We start from the raw sequence: 15,475 nt of genomic DNA, 5'->3' as shown, positions 1-15,475 counted from the left end.
AAAGGGCGGATTTCAGCCTAGAAGGAGGCTGTTCCGGTCCGCAGCCCGGTCGTCACCGCCGGGGGGGGGCTCCCCATGGCCGGTGAGGGATTCCGCGGGCGGCTGCTCACGCCGGAACAGACCGTCGAGGTAGTGCCGGGCCACGGCCCGGTCGTGGCTGGCGTGCTGGAACAGAAAACCCGCCAGGGCCGCCTGCATCAGGCGGTACTGGTCCCACTGGGGGTGGACCCGGATGAACTCCCGCATGGCCTCGAACAGGTCCTCCGGCATCTGGTTCTCGATGCTCACGGTGCGGGGAGCGTGGTCGGGAATCTGGCTCATTCGGCGCTGGTCGTCGGTCCCCCCCATCAGGCCACGCCGGTGTCCCCGGCGTCAAAGCCGGCCGCAGGGGGCCGGTCCCAAGGGTCCGCCGCTGAGAATCCCGGCGGAGGGCGGCTTCCGGGTGCCCGACCGCCGGCGGCCGTCGGACCGGTGCCGCGGTCCGCGTCCGGTCAAGGGGGGAAGGCCTTTCCCGCAGCCAGGACCCAGGACGCGCCTGAGGGCGCCGGAACGGCACCGACGGCCTGTGGAAAAGCCCCGGCGTTCGGGGGAAAAGAACGGAGCACCGGGGAAAAGTCCATGGCTCAGGATTCGTGATCGTTGGCGGCTGCCGCAGCAGAAGTTCCGATCAGGCCGGCTCAGATCCCCCGATGGTTCAGCTGTAACCGCAGACGATTCAGGGTTTCTCCCACGGTGAGGGTCTGGATGCTGTGGCGTTCGCGGCCGCTGCCGAATCTCACCCCCTCGCTGCGGCAACCTTCGGGGCCCGCCACGGCGATGTGCACCAACCCGACGGGCTTGGCGGCGCTGCCGCCTCCCGGCCCGGCGATGCCGGTGACCGCCACCGCCCAGGTGGACCCCGTGCGGAGGCGCACCCCCTCGGCCATGGCTTCGGCCACCGGATCGCTCACGGCCCCGTGCCGCTCCAGAAGCGCGCCCGGCACCCCCAGCAGCTCCTGCTTGACCCTGTTGGCGTAAGCGATCACGCCCCCGACAAACACCTCCGACGCCCCCGGCACCGCCGCCAGGGCCGCGCCGATGCCGCCGCCTGTGCATGACTCGGCCACCGCCAGGGTCTCGCCGCGCCGGCGCAGGGCCGCCAGCACCACCGAAGCGAGGCTGTCGCCATCGACGCCATAACAGCTGGCGCCGGTGCGGCGTCGCAGCTCCGCCTCCACCGGAGCCAGCAGCGCCGCGGCGGCCGCCCCGTCGGCCGCCCGGGCCGTGATCCGCAGCTTCACTTCGCCCGCCCCGGCATAGGGGGCCACGGTGGGGTTCTCCAGGACCAGCAGGTCCCCCACCCGCTCGGCCAGGTCCGATTCGGCCACACCCCAGAAGCGCAGCATGCGGCTGGCAAACACGCCGCTGGCCAGGCCGGCCTGGCGCAGCCAGGGGGCCGCCGTGGCCTGCCACATGGCCCGCAGCTCGCTGGGCACCCCCGGGAAGGTGAGAACCGTGAAGCCCGGCACCGGGGTCCAGATCATCCCCGGGGCCGTGCCGGTGGGATTGGCCAGCACCTCGGCGCCTCGGGGCAGCAGGGCCTGCTTGCGGTTGCTGGCGGCCACGGGACGGCCCCGGGCACGGATCCGCGCCTGGATGGCCGCCCAGATCTCGCCGTGCTCCACCAGGTCGGCGCCGAAGGCCGCCGCGATCGCCTCGGTGGTGAGGTCGTCGGGGGTGGGACCCAGGCCGCCGGTGGTGATCAGCACCCGGCAGCGGCCGGCCGCCTGCCGCACCGCCTCGATCAGCCGCTCCCGGTTGTCGCCCACCACCTCCTGGCGGTGGTGCACCACGCCGAGGGCCGCCAGCTCCTCCGCCAGCCAGCGGGCATTGCCGTTGACGATGTTGCCCAGCAGCAGCTCGGTTCCGATGCAGAGCACCTCCACCCCGGCGCGGCCGGGGGCGGCGCTCACTGGGCCTCCTCCTGCATCTGGCGGCGGCTCACCACCAGCACGGCGATCAGCACCGCGGTGGCCAGGCCCAGCCAGAGGAAGCGCATCTCCGCGTTGGCCAGCACGAGCGCCAGGGAGGCCAGCCACTGGGTGAAGGCATAGATCAGCACCACCGTGCGGCGATGGCTGAAACCGGCCCGCAGCAGGCGGTGATGCAGATGGCGGCGATCCGGATAGAAGGGGGAGCGGCCTTCACGCAGACGGCCCATGATCACCGCCGACATGTCGGCCAGCGGCAGGGAGAGGATCAGCAGGGGCAGCAGCAGGCTGACGCTGGTGAGCCGCTTGGCGGGGCCGACGATGCTGATCGCCGCCAGGGCGAAGCCGAGGAAGTAGGAGCCCCCATCGCCCATGAAGATGCGGGCGGGGTTGAAGTTGTGGCGCAGGAAGCCCAGGCAGCTCCCCGCCAGGGCCGCGGCCAGCAGCCCGGCGGCGGGCTGGCTGAGGCTGAAGCTGACCGAGAGCAGACCCACCGCCGCGATGCCGCTCACCCCCGCCGCCAGGCCGTCGAGCCCATCCAGCCAGTTGATGGCGTTGGTGATCCCCACCAGCCAGACCAGGGTCGCCAGCAGGCTCAGGCCCGCCGAGAGGGTCAGGGAGGCCGTGTCGGATCCGAGTCCGAAGGGGAGGTCGATGCTGCCGATGCGGACCCCCTGGTTCCACACCGCCGCCGCCACCAGCACCTGGCCGAGCAGGCGGGGCAGGGGAGGCAGGGCGAACAGGTCATCGGCCAGACCGATGACGAAGTAGCACAGCGCTCCCGCCAGGGTGGTCCAGATCAGCTGATCCTTGGCCGCTGGCAGTTCGGCAAAGCCGCCGAAGGCCCAGGTGCAGGCGAGCGAGAGACTGAAACCCGCCACGATGCCCACCCCCCCGAGCCGGACCATGGGCAGGGTGTGCTGCTTGCGGGCATCGGGGGGATCCACCAGTCCCCAGCGCAGGCCGAGGGCACGCACGACAGGCACGATCAGCGCCGTGAGCAGGGCCGCCACGGTGGCCGTCAGCAGGGCCGCCGCGTTGGGGCTGTAGGCAAGAGTCACAGCAATGGGCCGGGAAGCAGCGGGCCTGAGGGCGTCACGTTACCGGCGAACATGTCGATTCAGGCGTGCTGCAGCTCTCGTTGCCGGCCGTAGAGAGGGAAGCGTTCGCAGAGGGAGGACACCCGCTCCCGGCAACGCAGTTCGACGACGGCATCGTCCTGGTGGAGGAGGCGATCGGCGATCACGTCGGCCACCTCATGGAAGGCCGCTGCATCGAAACCCCGGGTGGTCAGAGCGGCGCTGCCCAGCCGCAGCCCGCTGGTCACGAAGGGGGATTCGGGATCGAAGGGCACCGTGTTCTTGTTGGCGGTGATGTTGACATCGCTCACCAGCAGGTCGGCCACCTTGCCGGTCAGGCCGATGGAGCGAAGATCCAGCAGCACCAGGTGGTTGTCGGTGCCTCCGGAAACCACGGCGATGCCCCGCTCCTGGATGCGGTCAGCCAGGGCCTGGGCGTTGCGGACCACCTGCTGGCTGTAACTGCGGAAGCTGGGCTGCAGCGCCTCGCCGAAGGCCACGGCCTTGGCGGCGATCACGTGCTCCAACGGTCCCCCCTGGGAACCGGGGAACACCGCCTTGTCGAACTGGCGGCCGAAGGTGGCATCAGAGGCCAGGATCAGTCCGCCCCGGGGCCCGCGCAGGGTCTTGTGGGTGGTGGTGGTGACCACATGGCAGTGGGGGATGGGGCTGGGGTGCACCCCGGAGGCCACCAGCCCGGCGATGTGGGCCATGTCGGCCAGCAGGAAGGCGCCCACCTCGTCGGCGATGGCGCGGAAGGCGGCGAAGTCGATCGTGCGGGGATAGGCGGAGTAGCCGCAGATGATCAGCTTGGGCCGGTGCTCCAGGGCGAGCTGGCGGATGGTGTCGAAGTTGAGCCGGTGGCTGTCGGGGTCGACGCCGTAGTGGACCGCCTTGAACCACTTGCCCGACACGTTGACGGGGGACCCGTGGGTGAGATGCCCCCCATGGGAGAGGTCCATGCCCAGGATCGTGTCGCCCGGCTGGAGAAGGGCCAGGAACACGGCGAAGTTGGCCTGGGCACCGCTGTGGGGCTGCACGTTGGCCCAGGCCGCCCCGAAGAGCTGCTTGGCCCGCTCGATGGCCAGCTCCTCGATGATGTCGACGTGCTCGCAGCCGCCGTAATAGCGCTTGTGGGGCAGGCCTTCGGCGTACTTGTTGGTGAGCACCGAGCCCTGGGCCTCCATCACCGCCCGGGAGGCGAAGTTCTCGCTGGCGATCAGCTCCAGATGGGTCTGCTGCCGCCTCAGCTCCTTTTCGATAAGGGCGGCGATGGCCGGATCGCCACTGGCCAGTGGGCTGTCGATGGGCGCCAGGCTGGAGGCCAGGGTGGGCGCAGGGCCGTGATCCTCTCGGTCCGCCATGGATCTACTCGGTGTCGTTGCTGATCGTAGGCAAACCGGGAGGTGCCGAACGACCCTGCCGGGGCTTCCCACTCCACGCCGGTGGGCCGCAGTCCCAGCGGCCATGAAAAAACCGCCCCGAAGGACGGTCTGGAAGAAAGCGCGCCTGGAGAGATTCGAACTCCCGACCCTCTGATCCGTAGTCAGATGCTCTAATCCGCTGAGCTACAAGCGCCTGCCTGGTCATTCTCACCCCACGGGGTGCCGATCCGTCAACAACGCTCCGCCTGCCTCCGGCCCGATAGGGTCCGCTTCAGCCCACCCCCACCGCCTGCGGCGGGATGACCCACCATGCCGATCCGCTGGTACGGCCCTGCCGATCCCGAAGATCCCACTTACCGGCACTTTGAGCGGATCGTCAATCTCACCCTCCATGCCGCTCTTTTCGCCGCCGTGAACAGCGGCCTCTGGGTCGTGCAGGGACTGCGCCATCCCTGGTCCCACCTGGCCTGGCTCACGGTCGGCTGGGCTGCTCTGCTTCTGGCCCATGCGAGTGTGGTGGTGCTGCAACGTCCACGTCTCCAGTCATGACGCTTTCCGCTCCGGAGATCGAGGAACTTAGTCAGGCGATCGCCGACCGGATCTATATCCAGGTGGCCGCCTGGCACCTTTATCTGGGCGATGCGGGCCTGGCCCAGACCCTGGCGATCGAATGTGCCGCCCGGCTGGACCAGGGTGCCGCGATCTGCGCCCGCCAGGGACTTGAGGCGGTGCAGGTGCCGATCGGCGCTGGCGCCACCCGCCTGCCCCTGGCTCGCCTGGTGCCAGCCGGCCAGCTGCGGGATCTGGAAGACGTGCTGCAACCCTTTTGCTGAGAGCCGCTGCCGGAGCCCCCTTCTGCGGATAGGGTGACGCCCCACGCAGGCGGGTCGTGCTGGTCATCGAAGTCACCAATGCCCGCGACGTGGTCCGCCAGCGCATCGGCCGACTGGGCGGGCGACTGATCGGCAAGGTGGTGGATGCGGAGGCCCAGGTGGAGAAGGCCCTGATCCAGGAGCTCGAGACCGCCTTCAAGGATTTCGGCATCGAGGCGCGGATCTTCTCGATCGACGGTCCCCAGATGATCGGCCGCTCCCACCTGGAGATCCCCGTGCAGGTCCGGGAAGATCGCCAGGTGCGGCTGCCCTAGGCGCGACGCCGGCGCACCATCTGCAGCAGCTGGCGGGCCTCGGGTACTCCGGCCAGGGAGGCCAGCAGGCCGAAGATCGCCAGCGCCAGGCCGGCACAGACGCCGTTCTGCAGCAGCAGCCCCGGCAGACCGTGCGGCCAGCCGACCCCACGGGCCAGGCTCCAGGCCGCCAGCCCGGCCACCAGGGCCGCCCCCGCCAGCACCAGGGTGTCGCGGGCCCAGGGCCGCAGCGGCAGTCCCCCGAGGCGCGTGGAGAGCGCCGCCAGCAGTCCCAGGCAGGTGATGACGTTCACGGCCACGGTGGCCAGCACCAGACCGGGGGCGCCCAGGTCCAGGGCGGGCAGCTGCAGCCCGGCCGGGGTGGGCCCACCCACCAGCAGCCAGTCAAAGACGGCATTGAGACCGATCCCTCCCATCGACCAGCGGAATGGGGTGTTGCCGTCCCCCAGGGCGTAGAACACCCTCACCAGCACATCCCGGGCCAGGTAGGCGGGCATGCCCAGGCCGTAGGCCATCAGCAACCCGGCCACGAGCCGGGCGGCGCCCTGATCGAAGGCGCCACGCTCGTAGACCAGCGCAACGATCGGTCCGGCCAGACCCACCAGCACCGCCCCCAGCGGCAGCATGCTGGCGATCGAGAGCATCAGACCCTGGCGGATGCGGGCGACCAGCTGGGGGCGATCTGTCGGCGCCGTCAGCCGGGAATAGACCGGCAGCAGCGGCACCAGCAGGGCATTGGAGATCAGCCCCAAGGGGGTCTGCACCAGCAGGTTGGCGTAGCCCAGACCGGCGGCCGCCCCGACGATGCCGGAGGCGAAGAACAGATCCACGAACACGTTGATCTGCAACATCCCCGACGAGAGGGTGGCCGGCCCCATCACCTGCAGCACCTCGCGCACGCCGGGATCGCGCCAGTCCCAGACCAGCCGGAAACGGTGCAGCCCCTGCTTCGCCAGGGCGGGCAGCTGGATCAGCCACTGCAGCACCGCCCCCAGGGTGGTGCTGGCGGCGAGCACCACGCCGCCGACCACCGCGGCGGCCGGCAGGGTGATGGCGGGGCCGAGCTGCCACCAGAGCACGCCGATGCCGCCGATCACGGCGACGCTGGAGAGCAGGGGGCTGACGGACGGCAACCAGAACACGTCGGCGGCATTGAGGGCACCGAAACCGAGACCGATCAGGCCGGCGAACAGGGCCATCGGCGCCATCCAGCGCAACTGGAGCACGGCCAGGTCATGACGGGTGGCGTCCAGACCGGGTCCCACCAGATCGATCAGGGGGTCGGCGGCCAGCAGCAGCAGCAGGGTGACCCCGATCAGCGCCGCCCCCACGAGGGTGTTGATGCTGGCGAGCACATGGGCCCCCTCCTGGCGCGGCCGGCGCGAGAGCACGCTGACCATGGCGCTGTGGAAGGGACCGTTGATGCCGCCCAGCAGGATCAGCAGGAAACCCGGCAGCACGTAGGCGTAGTTGTAGGCGTCGTAGGCGGCTCCCACCCCGAAGGCGGCGGCGATCACCTGCTGGCGCACCAGACCGGCCACCTTGCTGAGAGCCGTGGCCGCCCCCACGATCAGGGCGATGCGGCGCAGGGATCGGGCCATGGCGGCTGGGCGCAGCCCATCGGAACGCACGGCAGTATGGCCGGCTCCCCCCGGGTCGCTCCTGCGATGGCCGCCACAACCGTTGCCGTGCCCGTGCTGACGACCGGTCCGCTGGTGGAGGGGGTGCTGCTGAAGCGCTACAAGCGCTTCCTCGCCGATGTGGAGCTCGACGACGGCCGCACGGTGACCGCCCACTGCCCCAACACAGGCCCGATGACCGGCGTGCTGCTGCCGGGCGGGCGGGTGCGCCTGCGCCACGATCCCTCACCGACGCGCAAGCTCGCCTGGACCTGGGAGCAGGCCCGGGTGGACGGGGATGGCGGCAGACCCATCTGGGTGGGCGTGAACACGGCGCTGCCCAACCGGCTGGTGCGGGCCACCATCGAGGCCGGCTGCCTGGAGCCCTGGCTGGGGCCGATCGAGGCGATCCGCCCGGAGGTGCCCTATGGCGAGGGCCGCCGCAGTCGGATCGATCTGCTGCTCACGCCCGCGGCAGGCGCCGCCGATCCGCGACCCATCTATGTGGAGGTGAAAAACACGACCTGGAGCGAGGGGGATCTGGGCCTGTTCCCCGACACCGTCACCGAGCGGGGGCAGAAGCATCTGCAGGAACTCACGGCCCTGGTGCCCGGGGCGCGGGCGGTGCTGGTGCCCTGCCTGAGCCGCAGCGACGTGACCCGCTTCGCGCCCGGAGACAGCGCCGATCCGCGCTACGGGGAACTCTTCCGCACCGCCCTGACGGCGGGCGTGGAAGTGCTGCCCTGCCGTTACCGCTTCGAGGCCGACATGGTCAGCTTCCTCGGCCTGGCGACCGTGGAGGCCTGAGGCCCGGGGGGCTGCCGTCCGCTCAGGCGTGGTGCGGGTGGTAGTGGGTGCCGCGGTAGACGAGGTCGCGCTCCTCGTCGGTCAGGGAAGGCTGATGGCGCAGGGGGGCGTCGTAGTGATGGCCGCGGTAGACGTGCTCGACGGGGACGGTCGAGGGGGGCTCATCGTGGGAGTGGTCGTAGCGGAGACCGCGGTAGCAGAGGGTGGAGCGGGCCATGGTGACAGGAGCAGAAGAGGGGAGCAGGAGAGAGGCCGGAGGCCGTTGATCTGCTCAATGCATTTCTAGCTCGCCAGCACTGTTCATTTTGAACATTTTGGCAAACTCTTTGCATTTTTTAAGTGCGGCCCTGTCGGCCGTGCGCCGGCTCACCGCCTCAGAAGCCTTCCAGCCGCAGGGGCGATCCGCACCACCACGGGCTCCTCGGCGCAGTTTTGTATCGGATCAGACATTGGGATGGGGCTCCGTCATGGATAGTCGGATCTCGTTGATGCCTACTCCGGCGTCAGAAGTCGAACGTTCACTTCATCACGTTCCCATGATCGATTCAAGTCACCAGCACAAGGTTCGACCGCCAAGAAGCCTCAAAGAGGCCAGCCTCCTTGAGGCGCCATCACTTTTATTGAGTAAAGTTCGTGGTCTTTCCTCCCGGGAGGGTCTTACCTGGCTCGCCTGCGTGCCTCTGGCGCTTTTCGGCCTGGGCGTGTTCAACCTCTCGGCCCACGCGGCCGAGCTTCCCGAGCTGACTCCCGCTTTCCTGGCCAACAACCTCTGGTTGTCGATCGCGGCCTTCCTCGTGATCTTCATGAACGCAGGCTTCGCCATGGTGGAAGCCGGGCTCTGCCGCCAGAAGAACGCCGTCAACATCCTGGCCAAGAACCTGATCGTCTTCGCCCTGGCGGTGTCCGCCTACTGGCTGATCGGGTACTCGCTGATGTACGGCGACTCGATTGCCGGTGGCTGGCTGCACTTCAAGGGCCTGTTCTTCGATCCCACGGTCACCCCTGAAATGGTGACCGAGGGCAGCCTGGTTCCCAGCGTCGACTTCCTCTTCCAGGCCGCCTTCGCCGGCACCGCCGCCACCATCGTTTCCGGTCTGGTGGCCGAGCGCATCAAGTTCAAGGAGTTCGTTCTGTTCTCCCTGATCCTGGTCGGCATCATCTATCCGATCGCCGGCAGCTGGAAGTGGAACGCCAACGGCTGGCTCAACCAGCTCGGCTTCATCGACTTCGCCGGCTCCACCCTGGTGCATTCCGTCGGCGCCTGGGCGGGCGTGGTTGGGGCGATGATCCTCGGCCCCCGCATCGGCAAATACGTCGACTCCAAGCCCCAGGCCATCCCCGGCCACAACCTCGCCCTGGCCACCCTCGGCTGTCTGATTCTCTGGCTCGGCTGGTACGGCTTCAACCCCGGTTCCCAGCTGGCGATGGATGAAATGGTTCCCTACATCGCCGTCACCACCACCCTGGGTGCTGCCGGCGGCGGTATCGCCGGCACCCTGATCTCCCAGATCCACTCCGGCAAGCCTGACCTCACCATGTCGATCAACGGCATCCTGGCCGGCCTGGTGGCTGTGACCGCCGGCTGCGATGGCTTCTCGATGCCTGGCGCCTGGGTCGTCGGTTTCATCGGCGGCGCGATCGTGGTCTACAGCGTCAGCTTCATCGACTCCATCGGCATCGACGACCCCGTGGGCGCCTTCTCGGTCCACGGCGCCGGCGGTATCTGGGGCACCCTGGCCGTCGGCCTGTTCAACATGGACAGCGGCCTGTTCACCGGCCACGGCTTCAATCAGCTCGGTCTGCAGATCCTCGGTGTGGTGGCCTACGCGGTCTTCGTGATCGTGACCTCCTGGATCCTCTGGAGCATCCTCGGTGCCCTCTCCGGAGGCATCCGGGTCCACGAGAAGGAAGAAATCGTCGGTCTCGACATCAGCGAGCACGGCATGGAGGCCTACCCGGACTTCGTGGCGTCCTCGAACTGAAGGAACACCCTCCGATCCTTCCCCGACCGCGGCTTGTGCCGCGGTTTTTTTTTGCACGCCCCAGGGCCGCCCCCCATAGAGTCGGCACAACCGATTCCCGCCTGTGGACACCCGTGCCTTCAAGCGCTCCCTCCACCACTCGGATCGCTACAACCGCCGCGGCTTCGGCCTCGGCGAGGAGGTGGCGGTCAGCCTCGAGCAGGCCTACCAGAGCAACCTGATCGCCAGCCTGCGGGAGAATGGCCATGTTCTTCAGCGCGGCCGGCTGAAGATCCGCCTGGCGGAAGCCTTCGGCTTCTGCTGGGGTGTGGAGCGGGCGGTGGCGATGGCCTATGAAACCCGCCGCCACTACCCCAGCGAGCGGATCTGGATCACCAACGAGATCATCCACAACCCCTCGGTCAACGCCCATCTGCGCCAGATGGACGTCCGTTTCATCCCCGTCGACGATGACGTCAAGGATTTCTCCGACGTGGGCACCGGCGATGTGGTGATCCTGCCCGCCTTCGGGGCCACCGTCCAGGAGATGCAGCTGCTCAACGAACGGGGTTGTCACATCGTCGACACCACCTGCCCCTGGGTCTCGAAGGTGTGGAACACGGTCGAGAAGCACAAGAAGCACGCCTTCACCTCGATCATCCACGGCAAGGTGAAGCACGAAGAGACCCTGGCCACCAGCTCCTTCGCGGGCACCTACCTGGTGGTGCTCGATCTGACCGAGGCCCGCATGGTGAGCGACTTCATCCTGGAGGGCGGCCAGGGCGCCATCGACCGGCAGGCCTTCATGCGCCATTTCGCCAATGCCTGTTCGCCGGGTTTCGACCCCGACAGGGACCTGGTGCGGGTGGGTGTCGCCAACCAGACCACCATGCTCAAGAGCGAAACCGAGGAAATCGGGCGGCTGTTCGAGCGCACCATGCTGCAGCGCTACGGCCCCGCCGAGCTGAACGAGCACTTCCTGGCCTTCAACACCATCTGCGATGCCACCCAGGAGCGTCAGGATGCCATGTTCGCCCTGGTGGACGAACCCCTCGACCTGATGGTGGTCATCGGCGGCTACAACTCCTCCAACACCACCCACCTGCAGGAGATCGCCGAGAGCCGCGGCATCCGCTCGTTCCACATCGACACCCCGGAGAGGATCGGTCCCGGCAACCGGATCGAGCACAAGCCCCTGGGCGGGGCCCTGGAGACGTTGGAGCCTTTCCTGCCGGACGGATCGGTCAGGCTGGGCATCACCTCAGGGGCCTCCACCCCTGACCGGGTGGTGGAGGACGTGATCGAGCGGCTGGTGGGGCTGAGCGAGTCGTGAGGCCCTGATCCGGATCGGCACAGAGGCGAGCGGGGCATGGTCGGGTGGCTTTACATTCACAACAGGTTTCACCGCCTCCGCCGACACCCGTCACCGCCTGCGGCTCTGGCGCGCCCTTCCCGCCCAGGCTTCGAAACCTCCGTTCTTTCCGGCTGCTTTCCTCTGACCCACCGCACGCCCCAGATCACGATGGCGGCAGGCTCCTCCCTGCACCAGGGCCCCGACGATCCCGCTGCTGACCTGCCCCGGCAGCTGCGCGAGAGCGGCGACCCTGCCGTGCGGCGCTATGCCAGCACCTTCGCCGACCTGATGGAGATGAGGGCCCCCGCTGCAGTGGTGGGCGCCTATCTCGACCGCCATGAGGGCTGGTTCCGCCGCTGCGCCGCCCCGATGACGGTCGACCCCATCGGCAGCCAGGGGTATGTGCTGACCCTGGGCCGGTTCGGCAACTTCGGCTTTGAGGTGGAGCCGACCATCGGTCTGGAACTGCTTCCCCAGGCCGCAGGCGTCTACCGGATCATCACGGTGCCGGTGCCGGATGGGGATCCAGCCCTGAGCGGCCTCTACGACGTCGAATTCATCGCCTCTCTCTGCCTGGACGAGGCCAGCGGCTCCGAGGTGTCCGCCGAGGAGGTGGATGGGGTGATGCTGCACACCCTGGTGCGCTGGCAGCTCGACCTGGCGGTGTGGCTGCGCCTGCCCAGCATGCTGTCGCTGCTTCCCGATCCTCTGGTGCAGAGCAGCGGCGACCACCTGCTGCGTCAGATCGTGCGTCAGATCTCCCGCCGGCTCACCTGGAAGGTCCAGGAGGACTTCCACGCCAGTCACGGCATCCCCTGCCCACCCAGGCGTCGGGCCCAGTTCTGAGCTGCCGGCCTGCGGGCCTCAGGGAGTGGTGAGGATCTTGTTGACGATCTGCATGCCGCTGACCGCCTGCCAGAGAAACAGGGAGATCAGGGTCATGTTGAGGCCCACATGGACCTTGCGGGCGATCAGGTTGCCGGCCTGCATCAGCGGTGAGAGGGCCGCGGCGATGGCGATCAGGGAGGTCATGCCGAGCCCCACCAGCAGGTGGGGACCGACGAACAGCTTGCCGTTGTTGGCATAGGTGACGGCCATGCCACTCACGCTGCCCAGCACCATCACAGCAAGCACGATGCTGCCGAAGAGGAAATGGCGCTTGGCGAACTGGCCCTTGATCAGCTGCTTGCGCTCCTCGGCATCAGCGGTGCGGGTCTTCTTGGCCTTGATGCCCAGCACCATGGCGTAGAGCGCCAGGCCGAGCACCACCCACATCAGCAGGGGATGGACGAAGTTGAGCCCGTAGGCGAGCGAAGCGGGAAGGGCGGCGAACATGACGCTGAGGTACTCCACCGGGCCGGGGCCGGCAGCGAGTGCATCGAAATTACATCTCCCGCCGGCCTCAGTGCAGGAAATGGCGATGTCCGGTGACGACCATCGTCAGGCCGTGGGCGTTGCAGGCAGCGATCGAATCCGGATCACGCTTGCTGCCTCCCGGCTGGATCACGGCGGTGATGCCGTGCCGGGCCGCCAGCAGGACGGTGTCGTCGAAGGGGAAAAAGCCGTCGCTGGCCAGGGCGGCACCGCGGGCGCCGTCCCCGGAGGCTTCGAGCGCCAGACGGGCCGAGCCCACCCGGTTCATCTGGCCGGCACCCACGCCCAGGGTGCGTCCATCACGGGCCACCAGGATGGCGTTGGAGCGCACGTGGCGCACCACCTGCCAGGCGAAGCGCAGATCCCGCCACTCCGCCTCGCTGGGGGGCCGCTCGCTCACCACCTGCCAGCTGTCGGGATCGATGGGCCGATCATCCGCCTGCTGGGCCAGCACCCCCCCCAGCACGCTGCGCAGCTGCTGGCGTCCGGCCACTGCCGCCAGCGCGGCGGGGTCGAGCGCCAGCAGGCGCAGGTTGGCCTTCCCCGCCAGGCGCTCCCGGGCCTCCGGGGAGAAGGCGGGCGCCACCACACACTCCAGGAACAGCCCCGCCAGATGCTCGGCGGCATCCCGATCCACCGGGCCGTTGAGGGCGACGATGCCGCCGAAGGCTGAGACCCGGTCGGCGTCCAGGGCCCGCAGCAGGGCATCGGCGGGATTCCGTCCCAGGGCCACACCGCAGGGGTTGGTGTGCTTGATCACCACCGCCGCCGGCTCGGCGGTGGTGCCGTAACCGAACTCCGCCACGGTGGTGAGGGCGGCCTCCAGGTCGATCAGGTTGTTGTAGCTGAGTTCCTTGCCCTGGAGCTGGTGGGCCGCCCCCCAGCCGGCAGTGGCCTCCCCGTACCAGCGGGCGCTCTGGTGGGGGTTCTCGCCGTAGCGGAGCACCTGCCGCACCGGCAGCTCCAGACGCAGGGGCAGCGCCTGGTCGGCCGGAGCCCCGGCCTGGGAGGCGGCGTCGCTGGACAGGCGTCCGTCGATCCAGGCGGCGATGGCGGTGTCGTAGGCGGCGGTGTGGGCGAAGGCCGCCAGGGCGAGCCGGCGCCGCAGCCCCGCGTCGACGCCATCGGCGGCCAGGGCAGCCAGGAAGCCCGGGTACTGGTCGGGATCGGTGAGCACCGCCACATCGGCGTGGTTCTTGGCGGCGGCGCGCACCATGGCCGGGCCACCGATGTCGATGTTCTCGATGGCGGTCTCCCAGCTCACGGCCGGATCCGCCACCGTGGTGCGGAAGGGATAGAGGTTGACCACCACCACATCGATCGGGGCGATTCCCTGGGCGTCCAGGTCGGCACGGTGGGCCGGATCGTCCCGACGGGCCAGGATGCCGCCGTGGATGCGGGGATGGAGGGTCTTGACCCGACCCCCCAGGATCTCCGGGGCGCCGGTGTGATCCGCCACCTTCGTGACCGGCAGCCCGGCGGCGGCCAGGGCTGCGGCGGTTCCGCCACTGGAGAGCAGCGTGAATCCCCGGGCCAGCAGCCCCTCCGCCAGCGGCACGAGGTCCCGTTTGTCGGACACGCTGAGAAGGGCCGTGGGAGCCATGTCGGCGGAAGGGATGCTGGACGAGCCAACCTACGCAGCAGCAGCCGAAGGCCACCGTGCCCACCGATCCCACCCCCTCAGACGACGGCACCGCCCTGTGGGTCGGTCCGCGCCGGGCCGACCGGAGGCTGGTGCTGCTCCATGGCTGGGGCGCCGATGCCGATGACCTGCTGGACCTGGGTGAGGCCATGCTGGGCGGCGATCCCGCTGCCATCGGACTGAGCGTGGTGGCGCTGCGGGCGCCCCTGCCCCACCCCGGCGGCAGCGGGCGCCAGTGGTACGACCTGCAGCAACCCTCCTGGCCCCAGTTGCCCCAGGCCCGGCGGGATCTGCGGCAACGGCTGCTGGCCCTGGATGCCTCCGTTCCACTGGAGCACACCGCCCTGCTGGGCTTCTCCCAGGGGGCCGCCATGGCCATCGACGTGGCGACCGGTGGCGGAGGGGAGGGCGCCGGACCACTGGCGCTGGCGGCCCTTGTCGGCTGCAGCGGCTATCCCCATCCCGACTGGCAACCCCAGCGGCCACAGACGAAGATCCTGCTCACCCACGGAGAACAGGATCCGGTGGTGCCGTTTGCAGCCAGTGAAGCGCTGGAGCAATCCCTCACGGCGGCGGGAGGTTCGGTGCAGCGGATGGCCTTCTCAGGCGGTCACAGCATCGATCCCTCCCTGATGACCGCCATGAGGGAGTTTCTGCTCAGCGGCTGGCAGGGGAGCTGAGAGTCGGTTCAGCGATGCAATTCAGACGAAGGCGTACTCGTACTCCTCCATCTCCTCCCAGTCGTCGGACGCGAGGGCCTCGAGCCCATCGAAGAGCACCTCTTCACCGATGCTGTCCACGATCAGACGCAGGGATGGGAAGAGGAAGTGGTTCTCTTCGGCGTACTGGGCGCTGAACAGACCCTTCTCCCCCCAGAAGAAGCGGTCGGTGGTGTGTTCGTTGCGGCGCACGTTGAGGATCGCCGGGGCCACCAGCTCCGTTTCGGCGATGTAGCGGCGAGCTGCCGTGACCGGCTTGTGCGCGCCGGTTTCGAGATTGAAGGTGGGGACATGGGCGAGAACCCGCTGTCCGGCGAGACGACGACGACTGATCCGCTTGCGCTTCTTGGACATGTCACGAATCCCTGGGAAGGGAGACCGAAGGTGGAAAGGAGGGGGGGGGGGGGCGCGGGCGGGG

General features: G+C 68.9%; 17 protein-coding genes and 1 tRNA gene. 8 read left to right on the top strand and 10 right to left on the bottom strand.

The genetic code is table 11. The annotated features are described in order from the left end of the window. Positions 1–12 precede the first annotated feature (12 nt). The 5 genes from KUG41_RS05860 to KUG41_RS05840 form a co-directional block, all read right to left on the bottom strand. The gene (locus KUG41_RS05860; protein WP_371734046.1) at positions 13–321 is read right to left on the bottom strand and encodes a DUF2811 domain-containing protein; all 309 of its coding nucleotides are present in this window, start codon (positions 319–321) and stop codon (positions 13–15) included. A gap of 356 nt (positions 322–677) precedes the next feature. Further along, the gene (locus tag KUG41_RS05855; protein WP_216902068.1) at positions 678–1,952 is read right to left on the bottom strand and encodes a competence/damage-inducible protein A; all 1,275 of its coding nucleotides are present in this window, start codon (positions 1,950–1,952) and stop codon (positions 678–680) included. After that, positions 1,949–3,031 carry an MraY family glycosyltransferase gene (locus KUG41_RS05850; protein ID WP_216902066.1) on the bottom strand — a complete coding sequence of 361 codons (1,083 nt, stop codon included), beginning with the start codon at positions 3,029–3,031 and terminating at the stop codon, positions 1,949–1,951. Before KUG41_RS05850 ends, KUG41_RS05855 begins: the two co-directional genes overlap by 4 nt. A gap of 59 nt (positions 3,032–3,090) precedes the next feature. After that, the gene (gene glyA / locus KUG41_RS05845) at positions 3,091–4,413 is read right to left on the bottom strand and encodes a serine hydroxymethyltransferase (RefSeq protein WP_254216886.1); all 1,323 of its coding nucleotides are present in this window, start codon (positions 4,411–4,413) and stop codon (positions 3,091–3,093) included. 140 nt (positions 4,414–4,553) lie between these two features. Then, a tRNA-Arg gene (locus tag KUG41_RS05840) sits at positions 4,554–4,627 on the bottom strand. A 116-nt stretch (positions 4,628–4,743) separates the two neighbouring features. On the opposite strand from KUG41_RS05840, the gene KUG41_RS05835 reads away from it, so the two are divergent. From KUG41_RS05835 to KUG41_RS05825, 3 genes are read left to right on the top strand one after another with little or no spacing between them, the layout of a single operon-like run. After that, complete coding sequence (locus KUG41_RS05835) at positions 4,744–4,983, top strand: 2TM domain-containing protein (RefSeq protein WP_216902064.1); 240 nt, start codon at positions 4,744–4,746, stop codon at positions 4,981–4,983. Beyond that, complete coding sequence (locus KUG41_RS05830; protein WP_216902062.1) at positions 4,980–5,267, top strand: DUF3181 family protein; 288 nt, start codon at positions 4,980–4,982, stop codon at positions 5,265–5,267. The genes KUG41_RS05835 and KUG41_RS05830 overlap by 4 nt, the downstream gene beginning before the upstream one ends. A gap of 56 nt (positions 5,268–5,323) precedes the next feature. Further along, positions 5,324–5,581: a cytochrome-c oxidase gene (locus tag KUG41_RS05825; RefSeq protein WP_216902060.1), complete on the top strand. Its 258-nt coding sequence runs from the start codon at positions 5,324–5,326 to the stop codon at positions 5,579–5,581. On the opposite strand, the gene murJ is transcribed toward KUG41_RS05825, so the two are convergent. After that, positions 5,578–7,182, bottom strand: coding sequence for a murein biosynthesis integral membrane protein MurJ (gene murJ, locus KUG41_RS05820; RefSeq protein WP_216902058.1), 1,605 nt, complete (start codon positions 7,180–7,182; stop codon positions 5,578–5,580). The two genes, KUG41_RS05825 and murJ, sit on opposite strands and share 4 nt — an antisense overlap. 66 nt (positions 7,183–7,248) lie before the next feature. On the opposite strand from murJ, the gene sfsA reads away from it, so the two are divergent. Continuing rightward, positions 7,249–8,007, top strand: a complete 759-nt coding sequence (gene sfsA / locus KUG41_RS05815) for a DNA/RNA nuclease SfsA (RefSeq protein WP_216902056.1) — start codon at positions 7,249–7,251, stop codon at positions 8,005–8,007. Between the two features lie 22 nt (positions 8,008–8,029). Here sfsA and KUG41_RS05810 read toward each other — a convergent pair whose 3' ends face one another. Continuing rightward, positions 8,030–8,224: a DUF4278 domain-containing protein gene (locus KUG41_RS05810; RefSeq protein ID WP_216902054.1), complete on the bottom strand. Its 195-nt coding sequence runs from the start codon at positions 8,222–8,224 to the stop codon at positions 8,030–8,032. Positions 8,225–8,543: 319 nt separating this feature from the next. On the opposite strand from KUG41_RS05810, the gene KUG41_RS05805 reads away from it, so the two are divergent. The 3 genes from KUG41_RS05805 to KUG41_RS05795 all read left to right on the top strand — a co-directional run bounded on the left by KUG41_RS05805 (position 8,544) and on the right by KUG41_RS05795 (position 12,168). Beyond that, positions 8,544–9,989 carry an ammonium transporter gene (locus tag KUG41_RS05805; protein ID WP_216902127.1) on the top strand — a complete coding sequence of 482 codons (1,446 nt, stop codon included), beginning with the start codon at positions 8,544–8,546 and terminating at the stop codon, positions 9,987–9,989. A gap of 103 nt (positions 9,990–10,092) precedes the next feature. Beyond that, a complete protein-coding gene (locus KUG41_RS05800; protein ID WP_216902052.1) occupies positions 10,093–11,301 on the top strand; it encodes a 4-hydroxy-3-methylbut-2-enyl diphosphate reductase in 1,209 nt (402 codons plus the stop codon). Positions 11,302–11,490: 189 nt separating this feature from the next. Next, positions 11,491–12,168 carry a DUF1997 domain-containing protein gene (locus KUG41_RS05795; RefSeq protein WP_216902050.1) on the top strand — a complete coding sequence of 226 codons (678 nt, stop codon included), beginning with the start codon at positions 11,491–11,493 and terminating at the stop codon, positions 12,166–12,168. Positions 12,169–12,186: 18 nt separating this feature from the next. Here KUG41_RS05795 and KUG41_RS05790 read toward each other — a convergent pair whose 3' ends face one another. Next, positions 12,187–12,657: a DUF4079 domain-containing protein gene (locus KUG41_RS05790; RefSeq protein WP_216902048.1), complete on the bottom strand. Its 471-nt coding sequence runs from the start codon at positions 12,655–12,657 to the stop codon at positions 12,187–12,189. 67 nt (positions 12,658–12,724) lie between these two features. Beyond that, positions 12,725–14,299: a bifunctional phosphoribosylaminoimidazolecarboxamide formyltransferase/IMP cyclohydrolase gene (gene purH, locus KUG41_RS05785; RefSeq protein ID WP_216902046.1), complete on the bottom strand. Its 1,575-nt coding sequence runs from the start codon at positions 14,297–14,299 to the stop codon at positions 12,725–12,727. A 56-nt stretch (positions 14,300–14,355) separates the two neighbouring features. Here purH and KUG41_RS05780 point away from each other — a divergent pair, with 56 nt between their 5' ends. Next, entirely contained in the window at positions 14,356–15,018 is a 663-nt protein-coding gene (locus KUG41_RS05780) for a dienelactone hydrolase family protein (RefSeq protein ID WP_216902044.1), read from the top strand. 21 nt (positions 15,019–15,039) lie between these two features. Here KUG41_RS05780 and KUG41_RS05775 read toward each other — a convergent pair whose 3' ends face one another. Beyond that, entirely contained in the window at positions 15,040–15,411 is a 372-nt protein-coding gene (locus KUG41_RS05775; protein WP_216902042.1) for a DUF3155 domain-containing protein, read from the bottom strand. Positions 15,412–15,475: the final 64 nt, after the last annotated feature.

This window comes from Synechococcus sp. CCY 9618, from assembly GCF_019038415.1.
GTDB lineage: Bacteria > Cyanobacteriota > Cyanobacteriia > PCC-6307 > Cyanobiaceae > Cyanobium.
The sequence above is the reverse complement of the archived record's forward strand: the minus strand, read 5'-3'. Positions and strand labels throughout refer to the sequence as shown.

Bases quoted from the DNA above. Each gene is read 5' to 3' on its own strand.
- KUG41_RS05860 (WP_371734046.1), bottom strand. From the start codon at position 321: ATGAGCCAGATTCCCGACCACGCTCCCCGCACCGTGAGCATCGAGAAC.
- glyA (WP_254216886.1), bottom strand. From the start codon at position 4,413: ATGGCGGACCGAGAGGATCACGGCCCTGCGCCCACCCTGGCCTCCAGC.
- KUG41_RS05835 (WP_216902064.1), top strand. From the start codon at position 4,744: ATGCCGATCCGCTGGTACGGCCCTGCCGATCCCGAAGATCCCACTTAC.
- KUG41_RS05830 (WP_216902062.1), top strand. From the start codon at position 4,980: ATGACGCTTTCCGCTCCGGAGATCGAGGAACTTAGTCAGGCGATCGCC.
- murJ (WP_216902058.1), bottom strand. From the start codon at position 7,182: ATGGCCCGATCCCTGCGCCGCATCGCCCTGATCGTGGGGGCGGCCACG.
- sfsA (WP_216902056.1), top strand. From the start codon at position 7,249: ATGGCCGCCACAACCGTTGCCGTGCCCGTGCTGACGACCGGTCCGCTG.
- KUG41_RS05810 (WP_216902054.1), bottom strand. From the start codon at position 8,224: ATGGCCCGCTCCACCCTCTGCTACCGCGGTCTCCGCTACGACCACTCC.
- KUG41_RS05805 (WP_216902127.1), top strand. From the start codon at position 8,544: ATGATCGATTCAAGTCACCAGCACAAGGTTCGACCGCCAAGAAGCCTC.
- KUG41_RS05795 (WP_216902050.1), top strand. From the start codon at position 11,491: ATGGCGGCAGGCTCCTCCCTGCACCAGGGCCCCGACGATCCCGCTGCT.
- KUG41_RS05790 (WP_216902048.1), bottom strand. From the start codon at position 12,657: ATGTTCGCCGCCCTTCCCGCTTCGCTCGCCTACGGGCTCAACTTCGTC.
- purH (WP_216902046.1), bottom strand. From the start codon at position 14,299: ATGGCTCCCACGGCCCTTCTCAGCGTGTCCGACAAACGGGACCTCGTG.
- KUG41_RS05775 (WP_216902042.1), bottom strand. From the start codon at position 15,411: ATGTCCAAGAAGCGCAAGCGGATCAGTCGTCGTCGTCTCGCCGGACAG.